This window comes from Paenibacillus assamensis DSM 18201, assembly GCF_000422445.1.
Taxonomy (GTDB): domain Bacteria; phylum Bacillota; class Bacilli; order Paenibacillales; family Paenibacillaceae; genus Paenibacillus_B; species Paenibacillus_B assamensis.
The window spans coordinates 166,042-182,515 of sequence record NZ_AULU01000012.1 but is presented as its reverse complement, the minus strand read 5'-3'; the positions used below and the strand labels follow the sequence as shown (position 1 = coordinate 182,515).

Sequence of the window (16,474 nt, the reverse complement as noted above, 5' to 3'; positions counted from 1 at the left end):
GCTAATGAGCGCCATGGACGTTATTTTCGTAAAATGACCCATTTCAGATTTGTAACGGTTGTAGTCGAGCTTATTTAAGCAATAATGATGAATGATATCGCTCACTCTTACAATTAGGCTCGCTGACGCCCGTTACATTTCAAAAACGATCCATATCCACAAAATAGCCTCTGCGGCAACCGTTACGACCAATTATCAAGCCATTACAGGTTGCTTCTTCAGGTTCTCCCCTGTCTTAACAGCAGACTTCACTTCAGCTTCAACTTTGGAATCCAACCACCATGTGTTGCCGTCCTGGCCAACGAGTCCCTCAGAAGCAGCCGGACCGTAAGATCCAGACTTATAGGTGTACAAGGGAACGAGATTCTCTTCGAAAGCTTCAAGAATAGGCTGTACAAACTTCCAAGACAACTCGACTTCATCCCAATGCGCGAAGAAGGAAGCATCGCCACGGAAGGCATCATAGATCAAATTCTCATACGCTTCCGGCATCTCTTTGGCAACTTTGTAGTCGATTTGAATCGGCTCTATGCCGTCGCCTTTTTCTATATCTTTGCTATTTAACTGGAGCGTAATTCGCTCATCCGGGCTAATTTCAATAACGAGAAGATTCGGACGTTCTGGTTCATCTGGATCTTGCGTATAATATTTGTTCATCGGGTCCTTGAACTCGATCACAATTCGTGTTGATTTCTCTTTCATCCGCTTGCCTGTGCGAATATAGAACGGAACTTCACTCCAGAACGTGTCATCGATCCATAGACGTGCTGCGATGAACGTATCATTTTGCGAAGAAGAATCAATACCTGGCTCATCGATATAGCTAACAACAGGCTTGTCATTCACGGTACCTACTTCATATTGACCACGCACAACAGATGCGGCTACTTCTTCCTTATGAAGAGGACGAAGAGCTTCCAACACTCTTTTTTTGCGATTCCGAATATCTTCTGCCTTGCTTCCCTTAGGTAAATGCATCGCGATCATCATAAGCAACTGCAGCATATGATTCTGGAACATATCACGAATAGCCCCTGCTTGATCATAGTAATCTGCTCTGCCCTCTAGCCCTACCGTTTCACTCGCTGTAATTTGCACATTATTAATGTAGCGATTGTTCCACAGTGCATGCAGAACGGGGTTGGAAATTTCCAGCACTTCAAGGTTCTGAACCATCGTTTTACCTAGGTAATGGTCAATACGGAACACTTCATCTTCCGCAAATGCCTTACTAAGCCGTGCATTCAAGTCACGAGCAGATGCAAGGTCATGACCGAAAGGCTTCTCAATAACGAGCCGCTTCCAACCGGCTGTATCCCCAAGACCGCTAAGCTTAATATTCTGAGCAATCGTGTCAAAATATTCAGGGGCAACCGAAAGATAGAACATGCGGTTCTGCGGAAGATTCAATTCAGCTTCTCTTGCTGTCACGACCTCATGCAGCTTCTTATAATCTTCAGGTCGTGTTACATCCAATGCCTGATAGCGTATCGCCTGCAAAAAAGATTCAAGCTTCTTCGTAGCACTTGGCACACGACGTGAAAATGTCTCTAGAGACTGACGTACCGTTTGTTGAAATTCCGTATGCTCGATATGCTTTCTCCCCATACCGATAATGGAGAATGCGGATGGCATCTTCCCATCTATATAAAGGTTAAATAGAGCAGGAAATATTTTTCGCTTCGCCAAGTCGCCTGTCGACCCGAACAGGACAAAAGTTGCTGGTTCCATCTCTTTCTCCTCCTTATATGTGAATAACCTTACATTAACTGGTTTATATTTATGATGTTAGTTACTTTTTATAACCCATTTACTTTACGAGAACATAATACTCCTCTCCAAGTCATCCGTCAACCCTTATTTGTCCAAAATGTGAACGTTAGAACTTTCTCTTTCTTGTTAGCGTTTTCTATGATAAAGTATGCTAAATTTACAAATTATAAATACAGATAACCTGATTACTATTAATAACTAGATGAAGGAGGAGTTTAGAAATGGATGAGGAAAAGAAGAGAAAAGAAGATTGCCCTTTATGTGACAAGATCGAATACTCGTATCAGCTAATCGGCAAGAAGTGGATTGGATTAATTATTCATACGCTTCTAGATGGACCTAAACGATTCAGCGAAGTTCATGCCTATATTCCTGACCTCAGCAAGCGCGTGCTGAATGAACGCATCAAGGAGCTAGAAGACTGCGGCATTATTAATCGGAACGTCATTCCTACCCGACCGATCCGTACCGAATATTCATTGACGATCAAAGGGACGGAATTAGGAAAGGCGCTTATTCCAGTAGAACAATGGGCAAAAAAGTGGCTATAAGCCTTTCTACCACACATCATTGCAACCATCTAACAACCAACCACAACTACCAACATATACGAAAAAGGCGTCCCTCTGCACCAAGCAGTACGGAACGCCTTTATTCTTATCTTGATTATTTTTTGAAAATACCGAACGGCTTACCAACTGGCAAGAACGTGCGACCAAAGTGTGTATTCAATACTGCTGCCGCAGAACCGTAGAAGCTGAGCAATGCGATCAACAACTCGGATACAGCTGCAAGCGTATGCGAGAATGGCGTCATGATGCCAAATGCATCAAGGGAAAGACCTATGAACAAGAAGTCAATTAGCACGAAAATAAAGAACAACACTTTATGTGTTTCCATAGCGCCAATTGTCATGAAGATCGTGAAGATCAAGTAACCAACGAATGCCATACCAAGCTGATGCGTATCAGCTGCTTGTGCCATAGACTCACCGAACATACCATGTTGGATCATCCATGTCATCGATACCCCAAGCCAGAAGAACGCATACGCACCAAAAGCAGTCGTACCGAACGTATTGTTCTTTTTAGCATCGTGAATACATGCGAACAACTGTGCAAAGGCACCCAAGAAGATTGCCCATGGAATAATAAGCGAAGTCCCTTCTGTCCATCCGAGCTTCTGTGAAGAAGCCACGAGTGTAACGATTGCCAAGCCGAACAAGCCGATAGCACTTGGATCTGCCGTCGTAATTTTTACTTTTTGCTCTGTCTGCATTTTCGATAATACCCCTATCCATTTGTTTATCTATTTATATACTCCGAAAAAAACACCAAAAGATATTCTATCACACTGCACAACTGGTGAATATATCAAATATGCTTGTAACAATTTACATTTGGCTGCATTTTAAAATATGTGCAAAAAACACCTTTCTATTCACGCTGCTCCATAAGCGGAGACAGGTATGGAAAGGTGCTTGAAATGCTCGTTACATTTATTACGTTTTTTACGTTTTTTACGTTGTTCTCGTTGTTCTCTTTGTTCTCTTTGTTCTCGTTTATTCTGCTGAGTAAGTTCTCCAGTTATAACGCTGGAATTGGTTCAATCAGCCATCGATAGGTTGCGACAACTTCGCTTGCACAGATTGGAGCTTCTGTTGAGATGAAGCTTCTCGATCACGTCGATCATCGATCTTGATGCTCGTAGACACTCTAGCTGCTCCCGCTTCGAACGTCGATTCGTGCAGCACACGAATAACCTCCAATACACGCTCAAGGGTTCCTTCAATAATCGTGCTCATCGAAGTTAATTCATAACTTATTCCCTCCTGCTGAGCCAGTACACGCTGCATATGCGCCACATAGTGACTCAAGCTTGTTGTTGCTGTGCCAATAGGAATTATCGTCACTTCAGCAATAGCCATAATTTTCATCCTCCAATATGTAACGATTATATGAAGTTATTCGTAATATAAACGAGGGAGCCTACATCATGTTCATCATCATTTACTTTTCTCACTAAATATTGACAAAACACCCTTAACTCCCTTACATTACCAGTGTCTAGATTAACCTACATACGAGTACGGAAAGACTTACGTAAGACCAGAAAGGAGAAGCAGGGATCTCCTGCAGGTATTTGATGAAGAAAAGAAAATCATCGAATCGGGATATTGTACTGCGAGTTGCGGCTGAACTATTTCTCAAAGCAGGCTATCATTCCACTAGTATGGATGACATCGTCGCAATCAGTAAAGTATCCAAAACGAACATTTATTATCATTTCGCAAGTAAAGAGGCGATACTGCTTGAGATCGTCGATGATGCGGTAGCTTATTACGATGCACGCTCCGCACTAATCAGATCTCAACAGCATGTAGAAGTAATTACAAGAATCGAGTTTCTGCTGCGGCTCATCGCGTATGATCCCTATCAACAAGATTGCCGCGTAGGCGGTACGTTTCTTACATTATTTGCACAAACCTCGCGCGAAGTGCCGGCAGTGCGCGAACGGATCGATCAATTCTTTCGTCGACATCAGCAATTCCTGGAGCAGCTGCTCGAAGAAGGCATTACGACTGGTCAACTGCATGTATCGCTTCCTATCCCGCAAACAGCAGCGCTTGTTCTGTCGATTTTTGAGGGCAGCCTATTCCTTTCAGAGGTATATCAAGATAGCGATCACCTTCAACATGTATTCCAGTCGCTCGAATGGCTGATGAGGCTACATGCTCCATTGCGCACCAATTGTTAAAATAGCGCCTCGTTATGGATATCCTCTTCTATACGGCCTCTATTATTATTCTACTAGGGTATCATTCTATTAGAGCGATAATAGAGGCTGTTCTTCCACTATCCTATCACTGCATCCTATTCAGCACGCTGTTCAACATGCTGTTCAACATGCTATTTCAACATACCGATCAATGTACCATTGAGCTTGCTTTGCTGTTCATCAAAATCTATCATTACCTTTTCCCTTCCGATCCCTACCGTACACTCGCCTTCACACACCTTGCATATTGCACAACACAAAATAAACAGCACCAAATCCTTACAACTACACCTAGAACCATGTTGACAGTTACATATTACCCCTCAATAATTAGAAAGTGCTGCTTAATGAAATCATACAAAATAGACGGGTATAAACTGATACTAGAACTGTATCTGCATGTAATCGAGAACTAGCCTTGTCTAGCCCAATGTAACCGAGTCTATTTCGCTAATAACAGTCTCTTATGGACCTTGAGTATTTACGCATACCAGAAAGAAGTAACTATTTCATTTCTCAACATTATGTTTGCCTATTCAACAACTTTTACGAGGTATTTACAATAAAAAGGTAGATATGAAAGCGGCGTAGACTAGGAGCATAACTGACTTGTACGCACTAACAATCACACTTTGGACAAAAGTGCAGTTATTTAAAGCGGAAAACGTCATTTCACCGTAAATATGGACAAATGTGCATCTATTTTTCTCGATTAGTCAACTAAATAGGCAAACAGGCAAAAATAAATGCATTTTTGTCCAATAATCATCCAAATAAGCTTATTACAGGTAAAATAACTGCATTTTTGCCGTTCATCTTCATGAGGCGCTTTCCACGTCTAGCTGATTTGTCCGTTAGTATGAGTTGTCTGATTGTCTGTATCAGCCTAGTTCAAATGAAGCGCTATAGGCTATAGCTGCTTAATTGAACTAACTCTACTGCTTTCTTTTTCAAGGATTGTCCCGTGTTATCGATACCAAATAGCTGCATGAGTAGTAGAGTATATACCTTTTCATCGTTCATACTGTTGATGCTGTATATACTTTGCATGCTGATTACGCTCTGTATACTGTACATTCTGATATGCTGTGTATGCTGTACATTCTGATATGCTGTGTATGCTATTCAGTTATTCAGTTATTTAGTTATCCAGCCATTCAACTGTTCAAATGTTTAGGCTGCTCACAATGCTCCACAGCTACTCCCTATCGTCCACGGATTAATGATAGAAAGGATTGAATCTTGAACATGAATCGCACAATGATAATGGCCTCCCTCATGGTAGCCACTTTCTTAGCGGCAATTGAGGGCACCATCGTCAGTACAGCCATGCCCAAAATTGCTGGCGACTTGCAAGGCTTCCATATGATGAGCTGGGTATTTACAGCCTACCTGCTAGTGTCTTCTGTGTCCGTACCTATATACGGAAAGCTGTCTGATATATGGGGCCGCAAAGCTATTTTCCTTACAGGTATTGCGCTCTTCCTTATTGGATCGACCTTATGCGGCTTCGCTCAAACGATGGAGCAGCTGATCTGGTTCCGCGTCATTCAGGGACTTGGAGCCGGGGCCATCCTGCCCGTCACCAATACGATTATTGCTGACTTATATCCCTATGAGCAGCGTGCCAAAATTCTCGGCTATATCGGTGCTGTATGGGGAACAGCAGGTATTGCTGGACCGCTCGTAGGCGGCTTTATGGTGGATCAGATCTCATGGCACTGGATCTTCTTTATGAACATCCCATTTGGTGTAGTAGCCATGATACTCGTTGCCATTTATCTAAAAGAAGAAAAGCATACGAGCAAGCAGCCGCTCGATTTCGCTGGCGCGATCACCTTCACGATTGCCGTTACTGCTTTGTTGTACGGCGTTCATGTTGGCAGCGAAACGGGAGATTGGCTATCTGTTAGCGTATTGGCTCTATTCGCTGTATTTATCGTGTTTATTATCGCCTTCATCCGTATTGAAGCAACGGTGAAAGATCCGATTATGCCCTTGCAGCTATTCCGCAATCGCGCTGTAGCCGTAACAAATGTACTTTCTTTCATTATTCATGTGTTGCTAATCGGCATCGTCGTTTACGTTCCACTATGGATGCAAGGAGTAGCCGGCTCTAATGCAACACTATCTGGTTTGGCGCTTGCACCTATGTCTATCACGTGGACATTTGGCGCCTTCCTATGTGGAAAACTAATGATCAATCGAGGCATGCGCACCTCTTCCATTATTGGAGGCCTCTTCTTATTTTTGAGTGCCCTTACCCTGCTGTTTATGCAAATAGACAGCAACCATTGGTGGCTGTATGTCATTACAGCCTTTATCGGAATCGGCTTCGGCATTTCCGTCACGCTGCATACCGTTGTCGTTCAATCTGCGGTTAGCCCAGATATGATCGGAACCTCAGTCGGAACGAACGTGCTGTTCCGTAATATTGGGCAAACGATTGGCGTATCGCTCATCGGCAGTTATTTTAATGTTCAAACAGCACAGACGATTAGCAGCCATCCAGATAATGCGGGTGATGTCACACCTGCGATGCTGAATACGATGATTCAGCCTACACAAGATAGTATGTCTCTGAGTGAGTCTGTCATTTCCGTCTTGCGAGATAGTCTTGCAAGCAGCATCCACGTAATATTTATCATCTTAATTGTCGTTGCTTTCAGTATGGTAGCACTATCGTGGGGACTGCCGTCGCGCAAGCAAAAGTCATTTGAGCAGGAAGCTGCTACTTCTACATCAGCATAAACATAATACTCGTCGTATTAAAACTTTTATGACGACTCGCATGACATCCAAAAATGTAAACTATTATTGTCACTGACTTTGAACACTGCCCTTGCAGCTTTGCAAAGAAACTGTTCATTTCACACATAGCGAATTATTCATGCCGCTGCCTCCTTACAAGGTGCAGCGGCATGTTGTTTTCTGAAGCACGTTTATAGGATGTTATTTTTCGAAAATATATTCCCCTTCCCAATCGCGCATTCAACTCTCTCTAGAGCGCCTCCTATGATCTTGCTACCATCCAAATTAGCGCATAAAATTAGCATTTTCCCTTGCTATAGAGCCATCTATCTCTTATTGATATAATTATCATCTTTAATCTGTATCTAAAATTTAATGCTCTTTATTATTCAATCCGTCAATTGTTTAGTATAATGAAGACGTTTCCAGTATTCTCTATTGAAAGCGCATTTATTGGCTTATTCTTATTATTACGAAACTACTACACCAACAACCTGTACGAGAACATTAAGGAGGTCCTATCCATGTCGGCTGGGGTGTCACACAAGAACGGGGCGTGGGAGCGATATTTCGGTCCCAATCTTGGATACATTCATGAGCAATACGAGCAGTACCTAGACAACCCGGATGCGGTTGATGCACGATTCCAAGAATGGTTTGAGCAGTATGGTCCACCACCTGCTTTTGCTAATGAGGAATATCCATCACAATCCGTTAACAGCACTGCTTCTACAATCCATTATGCATTGAGCAGCGGAGAAGCGCTCATGCAAGCAGTCAATGCAGCTAAACTTGCAGAACATATTCGTACGTACGGTCATTTGGCAGCTAATATCGATCCACTTGGCATCAATGCTACACCAGACCCTCGTCGCTTCTCACCAGAAGCGTACGGTTTAACGGTTGAAGGCCTGCAAGCTCTACCTGCTTCCATCGTATGGAATAACCATCCTGCTGATGTGAACACTGCATGGGATGCTATTCAGCACTTGTTGAAGTCTTACACTCGTTCGATTGCTTACGACTTTGGACATGTGCACGATGTGAACGAGAAGCAATGGCTTCGCGACAAAGCAGAACACAAACAAGTTCCTCCTGTCATGACGAACGAAGATCGCATTCAACTCCTTCGTCGCTTGATGGAAGTTGAACATTTCGAGAAGTTCTTGCATAAGACTTTTGTTGGTCAAAAACGATTCTCCATCGAAGGCAATGATGCACTCGTACCTATGCTTGATGAGCTTGTACGCGACTTCGCGCGCGATGGTGCTAAACATATTTTAATGGGTATGGCTCACCGAGGACGTCTGAACGTGCTTACTCATGTATTGGGCAAGCCTTACGGCGCTATTTTCTCAGAGTTCCATCATTCACCGAATAAAGATCTGTTCCCTTCCGAAGGCTCTACAGGTATCAACTACGGCTGGACTGGGGACGTAAAATATCACTTGGGTGCTGATCGCGACTTCGAAGAGAATGAACATAAGACGACGATCAACTTAGCGAACAATCCGAGTCACCTTGAATTCGTAGACCCTGTTGTTGAGGGCTTTGCACGTGCAGCTCAAGAAGACAGAAGCAGCGCTGGTTTCCCTGTACAAGATACGGAGAAAGCCGTTGCGATCCTCATGCACGGAGATGCGGCATTCCCTGGTGAAGGTATCGTAGCAGAGACATTGAATTTCAATAATCTGCGCGGTTACCAAAACGGAGGAACACTGCACTTTATCGTCAACAACCGCATCGGTTTCACAACGGAGAGCGAAGACTCCCGTTCTACGCTGTATGCGAGTGACTTGGCGAAAGGCTACGAGATTCCTATCATCCATGTTAATGCTGATGATCCAGAAGCTTGTATCGCTGCAGCACGCATGGCGTTCGAATATCGCGATACATTTAAGAAGGACTTCCTTATCGACCTAATCGGCTACCGCCGCCATGGTCACAATGAGATGGATGATCCGACCGTAACACAGCCGAAAACATACGAGAAGGTGCACGCTCACCCGACCGTTTATCATTTATATGCAGAGCAATTGAAGGCTCAAGGTATCATGACGGACGAAATCATTAAGCAATTGCAAGATGATGTAGATGCTGTCTTGCAGCAGGCTTATGATCAAATGCGCGATACAGCTGAGGGCCAGTATCAATCCCATATCGACAAGCTTCCTAAAGCGCATATTCCTAATCCGAAGAGCGCGCCAGTTACATTGGAGCAGTTGAAGTCGATTAACAACGGATTGCTGGAAACTCCAGAAGACTTTAAACCGTATCCGAAGCTTGAGCGTATCTTGAAGCGCCGCGCAACTTCACTTGATGAAGGTGAAAAGGTAGAGTGGGCTAACGCGGAGGCACTTGCTTTTGCTACGATTCTTGCAGAAGGACAACCGATTCGAATTAGCGGTCAAGATTCCGAGCGCGGAACGTTCGCTCATCGCCATCTTGTACTGCACGATCATACGAACAACAATACGTACTGCCCATTGCACCACTTGCCAGAAGCAAAAGCATCTTTCGCAATCCATAACAGCCCATTGTCTGAAGCTTCTGTACTTGGCTTCGAATACGGCTACAATGTATTCGCGCCAGAAACGCTTGTTATCTGGGAAGGACAGTACGGTGACTTCGCCAACACGGCTCAGGTCATCATCGATCAGTTCATCTCGGCTGGCCAAGCGAAGTGGCATCAGTATTCCAACTTGGTTATGCTTCTGCCGCATGGCTATGAAGGCCAAGGACCAGAGCATTCCAGTGCACGCTTGGAGCGCTTCTTGCAGCTATCAGCGGACAACAACTGGACGGTAGCGAACTTGTCCAGTGCAGCTCAGTACTACCATTTGCTTCGCCATCAGGCAGCAATCGGCGGTACGCGCCTAGCACGTCCATTGGTTGTTATGGCACCGAAGAGCTTGCTGCGCAACCCGCGCAGTGCTTCTCCAGCTGCTGAGCTTGTTGACGGTTCGTTCCAAGCTATCGTTGAAGAACCATTGCTAGGTCAAAAGCCTGCTAAGGTTAATCGCCTTGTTCTCTGCAGCGGTAAGATCACTTTGGAGCTGCAAGCAGAACTCGATAACCATCCAGACAAAGACTGGAGCTGGCTGCACATTATCCGTGTCGAGCAGCTTTATCCATTCCCAGCAGAAGCTATCGCTGAAGTGATTGGCCGTATGAAAGGTCTCAAAGAGATCATGTGGGTACAAGAAGAGCCTCGCAACATGGGTTCATGGACGTTTATGGAATCACGCCTTCGCGCAATTATGCCTAAAGGTGCAGAAGTAACTTACAACGGACGCGCTGAGCGCTCCAGCCCTGCAAGCGGCTATGCAGATGTGCACAGCTACGAGCAGCGCAACATTATCGAACAAGCGTTGAACTTGAAATAAATAATCCGAATGTACCGTGCTAAAGGAGGAAGCTACCGTGACAGAAGTAAGAGTGCCTGATTTGGGAGAATCAATCACAGAAGGAACGCTGCACAAATGGCACGTTCAACAAGGTCAAGCAATCAAACAAGGTGATATCGTAGCTGAATTGGAAACGGATAAAGTTAACTTGGAAATTAGTTCGGACGAAGATGGTGTTGTTGGTGAGCTTCTTGCTCAAGAGGGCGACAACGTACTCGTTGGCTCCGTCATCGCAATCATCAACGCTGGTGGTGCTGCTGCACCTGCTCCAGCACAAGCTGCAAGCCAACCTGAAGCTGTAACGCCAGCTCCAGTTGCTGCGGCATCCGCAGTAGCAACAGCTCCTGCTCCGGCAGTGGCAGTTCCAGCGCCTAGCGCGGACGGCGTACATGCAACGCCATCTGCTCGCAAGCTTGCTCGCGAGCATGGCATCGACTTGGCTCAAGTGCAAACACGCGATCCAATCGGCCGCATTACAACAGACGATGTGCAAGCACAAGGCCGCAACGGAAGCGCAGCACCTGCTGCTGCGACACCGGCTCCTGCTGCACGTCCTGCCGCAGCTCCAGCTCCGCAATTGGGTGCAGCTGATGCTGAGAACGGCAAGCCTGTTGAACGCACGAAGATGTCCCGCCGTCGTCAAACGATCGCGAAGCGTCTTGTTGAAGCGCAACAAACAGCTGCGATGCTGACAACGTTCAACGAAGTTGATATGACTGCGATTATGGACGTTCGTAAGCGCCGCAAAGATTCTTTCAAAGAGAAGAACGAAGTCAATCTTGGCTTCATGTCCTTCTTCACAAAAGCAGTTATCGGCGCATTGAAAGCATTCCCATTGTTGAATGCTGAAATCGACGGTGACGAGCTGCTCGTGAAGAAATACTACGACATCGGTATCGCGGTATCCGCGAAGGAAGGTCTTGTCGTACCCGTTGTACGCGATGCAGATCGTCTTGGCTTCGCTGGCATCGAGAAAACGATCATTGATCTTGCAGGCAAAGCACGCACGAATTCTCTTGCGTTGTCTGACTTGCAAGGCGGTACGTTCACCATTACAAACGGCGGCGTATTTGGTTCCTTGCTGTCCACGCCAATCTTGAATGCTCCACAAGTCGGCATTCTCGGCATGCATAAGATTCAATGGCGTCCAATCGCTATCGATCAAGAGCGCATGGAGAACCGCCCAATGATGTACATCGCCCTTTCCTACGATCACCGTATCGTAGACGGCGCAGAAGCAGTTAGCTTCCTTGTGAAAGTGAAAGAATTGCTAGAAGATCCAGAGTCCTTGTTGTTGGAAGGCTAAGCTGTTCACAAAGGATGACTGAACATAGGATGCTGTAATTTCGTATCATCTGCGAGATTCAGCACAACAGGGGCTGTTTCGGGAGTGAGATATTCTACCTCCGACGCAAGCCCCTGTTTTTTTATATCGCTGCTATTATAGGTACTAGGAAAATATACGATATAAGTAATAACCCATCCAAGGGCGGGGCGTTATTTTGTTCTTCCACCACCCTTCTAAATTTGGTACAATAAGGATAATACGTACAAACAATATACATATAGTTATATCCCATAGTAATATCCCAATTCTGTTACCTATCTACTTTATCAATCCCTTATGACATACACATATTTATACCTACAACAGGGGGCGCATAATGCGATTCGATCTTATGGATTGGTTTTTATTAGGCATGATCATTTTTTTTATTTTACTAGGCATCACAACAGCTACCGTGGCTTACAAGAAAGGACGCTCATACTTCCCCGGCTTAACCTCTATTTTCATGGCAGGCTTATTTACGATACTGTTCGCATTTAAGCTCTATCACATTGCAGATGCGCAGCGCGCTGCACTCGATGCAACCATTACGAAGGCTTGGTATCACCCAGAGCAAGGTAACCATAAAGATAACCCTACTGATCTTACCATTACATTTAACGACCAAATATATCGTTACCAAGGAAACATTGTCAGCTTTGCTGCTAATGGCCAAGGAGAGGCTTATGACGATCAGGATAATCTTATCCTCGCCGGCACCTTCCGAGATAATCAACTTCATGGCGCCGGGGTATGGTATCGTCCTGATGGTACTACGAGATATTCAGGCCACTTCCGTTACAATCAGCTGCATGGTAAAGGGATAACCTACGACACGCTAGGAAATATCGCTATTAATGGAACCTACCGAAACGGCAAGCTGCATGGCGAAGTGTATCACTACCAAGACGGAAAAGTTCATACGTTCAGCAAATACGAGAATGGCAAGCGGGTTAAAATTTTGCGGCAGTATTGAACATAGAACGTAAAATGGAGAAAATTTGCATAACGATGTAAAAAGACCTCCCCTACCATCATCAAAATGAAGGTGTTAAGGAAGGTCTTTTTCGTGAACTCATTTATCGTCTTATACTCTTTTTACATGCATCAATTCGACAACAGTCGAGATATTCCAACGACGATTTGAAGGTGTTACACAACCGACTTGCGTCATATAACCCAGCAGGTTTGTTGCAGGTCGCTTCTTGGCGTTATTGCCACTCATCGCAACTAGTAATCGTCAGTGAAAGTCCGCATCCCAGCGGTATTTTTCTTGATAGATGCGGTAGACTTCATCCTGCAACCCACCCCAATCGTGATCTGGGTACTCTGCTAGCATGCGATACAGCCGCAGGAAACGATCCTTTGGCAGACTGAAAGCGTAGCGCCGCACGAGCGGTGCATACGATGCAACGTAATGCTTCGTCCGAAGGGATGCACCGACGACCGCCGTCATAATCGCAAGCCCTGACTCAAGACGAAGGATGGAATGTTCATGACGCAGCACATAGCGAAGCGTTCGATCACGGATCAATTCTCGCTTCAGCTTAGCCACTTCACCGATGTAATTGGCAAGCAGCGGTTCGAAGTGCCTTAACAAGAGAGGGTCCAATTCGAGATCCATGTCTTTTCGCAAAATAAATGAATCAAGCATATGCAACTGCTGCATCCGAATCGTATCATTGTGCATCAATGTTGCAATCTCGCGAAGCATTGCGTACGTTAACGGCTTGTCCTTGTTCCAGTTCTCAATGGCTGCTTCCCAATCGCGGAACACACCATTCACGATTACTTGCTGTTCCTGCTTGATCAGTTCTAGCAGTTGCCTAGACACCGCTTGCGGCCGCAGCATAGCTTGGACTCTCCATAGAACGACGATGACTATGAGCCCTATCGTACCGCAAATGAGTCGTTGTTCTGTCGAGTCGCCGAATAGTACGGCAGCGACCGCGATCAATAGAGCGATCAATAGCACTTTTATATGCGAATGACGAACAAGGGAAGAGGCATGCTCATCTAGTGAAACAAGCTTGTTTTTGTCACAGTAACGGCAGCCGTCTTCCGATAGCATCGTGAAATTTTTACAATGTTTGCAAACTCTTAACTTTTGATAGCCGTATCTCGTTATACTATAAGACTTAAGCTGAACTGGTTGTTTATGGTTCATTTTGTATCACGTCCACGGTTTAGTATCGTTAGCAGTACTTCATCCACTTCTTCTGAGGTTGGTACTCGCTTGCGCTGCATGTAAGCTTTTATGCTGATTACAGCAGCGTATACGATAAGAATGGCAAGACATCCATATGCGATCATAGGAATATTCCTTTCCTCTGGTTGTATGTCGTTATTTGAACAAGATCAATGAAGATCGAGTTCAATTATATTTAAACAATAAAATAGCAAAATTCGACCCATGTCGAATGCCAACACTTACTAGCGGCACATTGCAAGTGTAATGCCGGATTCAGTCAGAAATCAACTGTCCACTGTCAATGTTTGAAAATTGCTGGACATTTATGAGATAAACTTCATACAATCTTAAGAATTTTAACATACAATAGAAATGATAGACTTGTAGGACGTTTAACCTAATTTAATCGTTATAACCGTTGAACAGCCTCAATACATCAGAAGGAGACATTTTATGCAACAAAACATCTCTATCTCAATTCGCATACTACTAGCACTTTCGATCATAGTTATACCGCTTCTCGGCACGCAGCCTACAGCGTATGCAGCAGCGCCATCTTCACAGATTGATGCGGTACTCGCGCTTGATGTGAGTAACTCGATGAAAGAGAGTGATCGCAATAAGCTCGCTAATGAGGCAATGAAAATGTTCATCGACATGCTCTCGCCAACAGGGGATAAAGTAGGCATCGTCGCCTACACTGACCGAATTGAGCGAGAGAAAGCACTGCTCGATATTAAGTCAGAAGCAGACAAGCAGGATTTGAAGCAGTTTATTGACCAGATCAATCATGGTGCATACACAGATATCGCGGTTGGGGTTAAGGAAGCTGTCAAAGTGCTAGAGAACGGTGCAGATCCCGCACATGAGCCAATGATCGTACTGCTAGCAGACGGCAATAACTACTTGAACAAGAACGGCAGCCGTACACAGGCTCAATCCGATCAAGAGCTCAATCAGGCAGTAGCCGATGCGAAGAAAATGGGCATCCCCATTTATACGATTGGACTTAATGCGGATGGCCAGTTGAACAAGTCTGTATTGGATCAAATCGCAAGTAAGACCGGAGGCAAATCCTTCGTCACCGATTCTGCAGACGATCTACCGCAAATATTGAGTGAGATTTTTGCAAGTCACCTGAAATTGAAAGTCGTGCCAATTGATTCGATTACATCGAACGGCAAGTATCAAGATGTCAAAATTAATGTACCGAACGCAAATGTATTGGAAGCCAACATTTCGATTATGTCGGAGAAGCCAGTCGAAGTTCGATTGATTGATCCAACTGGCAACAGCGTTCCGATTCCATCAGCTGATGTGCTTCAATCCAAATCCAAGAGCTATTCCTTGCTTAAATTGATGCAGCCTGAACAAGGCGATTGGACGCTGCAAGTGAAAGGTGTCGCGAAGGACAAGATCGATATTAACCTGATTTTTAACTATGACTTGGCCTTAACGATGAAACCGATTCCGTCCAAGAGCTATAAACCAGGTGACACGATAGATATTGAGTCGTATCTGATCAGCAACGGTCAGCCGCTCGACAACAAAGAGCTGTATAACAACATGAAGGCAGTTGCGCTCCTGAAAGATATCGACACAGGCAAGTCCGTCGAGGTGCCTTTGAACAACAAAGGCGATCGCTTCACAGGAGAAGTTTCGATTAAAGACAAGCATCTTTATGAATTAATCGTCAAAGCCGAAGACAAGAGCTTCTATCGTGAAACGAAACCAGTCCAGATCGATGCGAAGTCAGGCAAAGTAACAACGCCTCCGCCAACAGAGTCAGGTGACTCGCCGGAAGACAAGCCCTTCCCTACCCTGCTCGTCGTAGGTGGAGTGCTTGGAGCTGCTGCATTGGCTGCTGCCGCATTCTTCATCATGAAGGCAATGAAACAAGCCAATCGAGCATTTGTCGGACAACTTGTCATTGAAATTAAAGACGAGAATACGGGCGAGAAGAGCTACCCGCAGTATAAGAAGCTGAATGGCTTCCGCGGTAAGTTCACCTTGCATCAAGTATTGCAGTTGGCGCCAGAGTTGAAGGAAACGGACAAGATTGTATTTACGCCGAGCAACCAAGACCGAATCATGATCCGCAGCAATGGAGACAGCACCATCGAGAAATCAGGCCGCGCGGTTCAAGCAAGCAACGGAGTTGAGTTGAAAAATGGTGACCGTATTACCGTTCCACTTGCTAGTGTAGATAAGACGATTATGATCGAGTATCTCGTATAGACGATTAGA

12 protein-coding genes are annotated in these 16,474 nt (G+C 44.9%); 7 read left to right on the top strand and 5 right to left on the bottom strand.

The annotated features are described in order from the left end of the window. Positions 1–195 precede the first annotated feature (195 nt). Entirely contained in the window at positions 196–1,731 is a 1,536-nt protein-coding gene (zwf, locus tag H580_RS0109080) for a glucose-6-phosphate dehydrogenase (protein WP_028594494.1), read from the bottom strand. Positions 1,732–1,994: 263 nt separating this feature from the next. Between zwf and H580_RS0109075 the strand changes: the two genes are divergently transcribed. Then, on the top strand, positions 1,995–2,324 hold the full coding sequence (locus H580_RS0109075; protein ID WP_028594493.1) for a winged helix-turn-helix transcriptional regulator: 330 nt from the start codon (positions 1,995–1,997) through the stop codon (positions 2,322–2,324). Positions 2,325–2,439: 115 nt separating this feature from the next. On the opposite strand, the gene H580_RS0109070 is transcribed toward H580_RS0109075, so the two are convergent. Both H580_RS0109070 and H580_RS0109065 read right to left on the bottom strand, forming a co-directional pair. Next, on the bottom strand, positions 2,440–3,051 hold the full coding sequence (locus H580_RS0109070) for an acetate uptake transporter (RefSeq protein ID WP_028594492.1): 612 nt from the start codon (positions 3,049–3,051) through the stop codon (positions 2,440–2,442). Positions 3,052–3,382: 331 nt separating this feature from the next. Further along, a complete protein-coding gene (locus H580_RS0109065) occupies positions 3,383–3,700 on the bottom strand; it encodes an MTH1187 family thiamine-binding protein (protein WP_028594491.1) in 318 nt (105 codons plus the stop codon). A 218-nt stretch (positions 3,701–3,918) separates the two neighbouring features. On the opposite strand from H580_RS0109065, the gene H580_RS0109060 reads away from it, so the two are divergent. The 5 genes from H580_RS0109060 (at position 3,919) to H580_RS0109040 (ending at position 13,012) form a co-directional block, all read left to right on the top strand. Further along, positions 3,919–4,530 (top strand): TetR/AcrR family transcriptional regulator, encoded by a 612-nt coding sequence (locus H580_RS0109060; RefSeq protein ID WP_036604938.1) that lies wholly within the window; start codon positions 3,919–3,921, stop codon positions 4,528–4,530. A gap of 1,269 nt (positions 4,531–5,799) precedes the next feature. Beyond that, positions 5,800–7,302 carry an MDR family MFS transporter gene (locus H580_RS23825; protein WP_051217356.1) on the top strand — a complete coding sequence of 501 codons (1,503 nt, stop codon included), beginning with the start codon at positions 5,800–5,802 and terminating at the stop codon, positions 7,300–7,302. 524 nt (positions 7,303–7,826) lie between these two features. Next, on the top strand, positions 7,827–10,688 hold the full coding sequence (locus H580_RS0109050) for a 2-oxoglutarate dehydrogenase E1 component (RefSeq protein ID WP_028594489.1): 2,862 nt from the start codon (positions 7,827–7,829) through the stop codon (positions 10,686–10,688). 37 nt (positions 10,689–10,725) lie between these two features. Further along, positions 10,726–12,015, top strand: a complete 1,290-nt coding sequence (gene odhB, locus H580_RS0109045) for a 2-oxoglutarate dehydrogenase complex dihydrolipoyllysine-residue succinyltransferase (RefSeq protein WP_028594488.1) — start codon at positions 10,726–10,728, stop codon at positions 12,013–12,015. Positions 12,016–12,373: 358 nt separating this feature from the next. Continuing rightward, positions 12,374–13,012, top strand: coding sequence for a toxin-antitoxin system YwqK family antitoxin (locus H580_RS0109040; RefSeq protein ID WP_028594487.1), 639 nt, complete (start codon positions 12,374–12,376; stop codon positions 13,010–13,012). A 264-nt stretch (positions 13,013–13,276) separates the two neighbouring features. Here H580_RS0109040 and H580_RS0109035 read toward each other — a convergent pair whose 3' ends face one another. Then, positions 13,277–14,203, bottom strand: a complete 927-nt coding sequence (locus H580_RS0109035) for a hypothetical protein (protein ID WP_028594486.1) — start codon at positions 14,201–14,203, stop codon at positions 13,277–13,279. After that, positions 14,200–14,349 carry a hypothetical protein gene (locus H580_RS26175; RefSeq protein WP_157282806.1) on the bottom strand — a complete coding sequence of 50 codons (150 nt, stop codon included), beginning with the start codon at positions 14,347–14,349 and terminating at the stop codon, positions 14,200–14,202. Before H580_RS26175 ends, H580_RS0109035 begins: the two co-directional genes overlap by 4 nt. A gap of 331 nt (positions 14,350–14,680) precedes the next feature. On the opposite strand from H580_RS26175, the gene H580_RS0109025 reads away from it, so the two are divergent. Next, positions 14,681–16,465 carry a vWA domain-containing protein gene (locus H580_RS0109025; protein ID WP_028594485.1) on the top strand — a complete coding sequence of 595 codons (1,785 nt, stop codon included), beginning with the start codon at positions 14,681–14,683 and terminating at the stop codon, positions 16,463–16,465. Positions 16,466–16,474: the final 9 nt, after the last annotated feature.

Excerpts from the sequence above, each read along its gene's own strand:
- H580_RS0109075 (WP_028594493.1), top strand. The coding sequence starts at position 1,995 with ATGGATGAGGAAAAGAAGAGAAAAGAAGATTGCCCTTTATGTGACAAG.
- H580_RS0109035 (WP_028594486.1), bottom strand. The coding sequence starts at position 14,203 with ATGAACCATAAACAACCAGTTCAGCTTAAGTCTTATAGTATAACGAGA.
- H580_RS0109070 (WP_028594492.1), bottom strand. The coding sequence starts at position 3,051 with ATGCAGACAGAGCAAAAAGTAAAAATTACGACGGCAGATCCAAGTGCT.
- zwf (WP_028594494.1), bottom strand. The coding sequence starts at position 1,731 with ATGGAACCAGCAACTTTTGTCCTGTTCGGGTCGACAGGCGACTTGGCG.
- H580_RS0109025 (WP_028594485.1), top strand. The coding sequence starts at position 14,681 with ATGCAACAAAACATCTCTATCTCAATTCGCATACTACTAGCACTTTCG.
- H580_RS0109040 (WP_028594487.1), top strand. The coding sequence starts at position 12,374 with ATGCGATTCGATCTTATGGATTGGTTTTTATTAGGCATGATCATTTTT.
- H580_RS0109060 (WP_036604938.1), top strand. The coding sequence starts at position 3,919 with ATGAAGAAAAGAAAATCATCGAATCGGGATATTGTACTGCGAGTTGCG.
- H580_RS0109065 (WP_028594491.1), bottom strand. The coding sequence starts at position 3,700 with ATGGCTATTGCTGAAGTGACGATAATTCCTATTGGCACAGCAACAACA.
- H580_RS26175 (WP_157282806.1), bottom strand. The coding sequence starts at position 14,349 with ATGATCGCATATGGATGTCTTGCCATTCTTATCGTATACGCTGCTGTA.
- H580_RS23825 (WP_051217356.1), top strand. The coding sequence starts at position 5,800 with ATGAATCGCACAATGATAATGGCCTCCCTCATGGTAGCCACTTTCTTA.
- H580_RS0109050 (WP_028594489.1), top strand. The coding sequence starts at position 7,827 with ATGTCGGCTGGGGTGTCACACAAGAACGGGGCGTGGGAGCGATATTTC.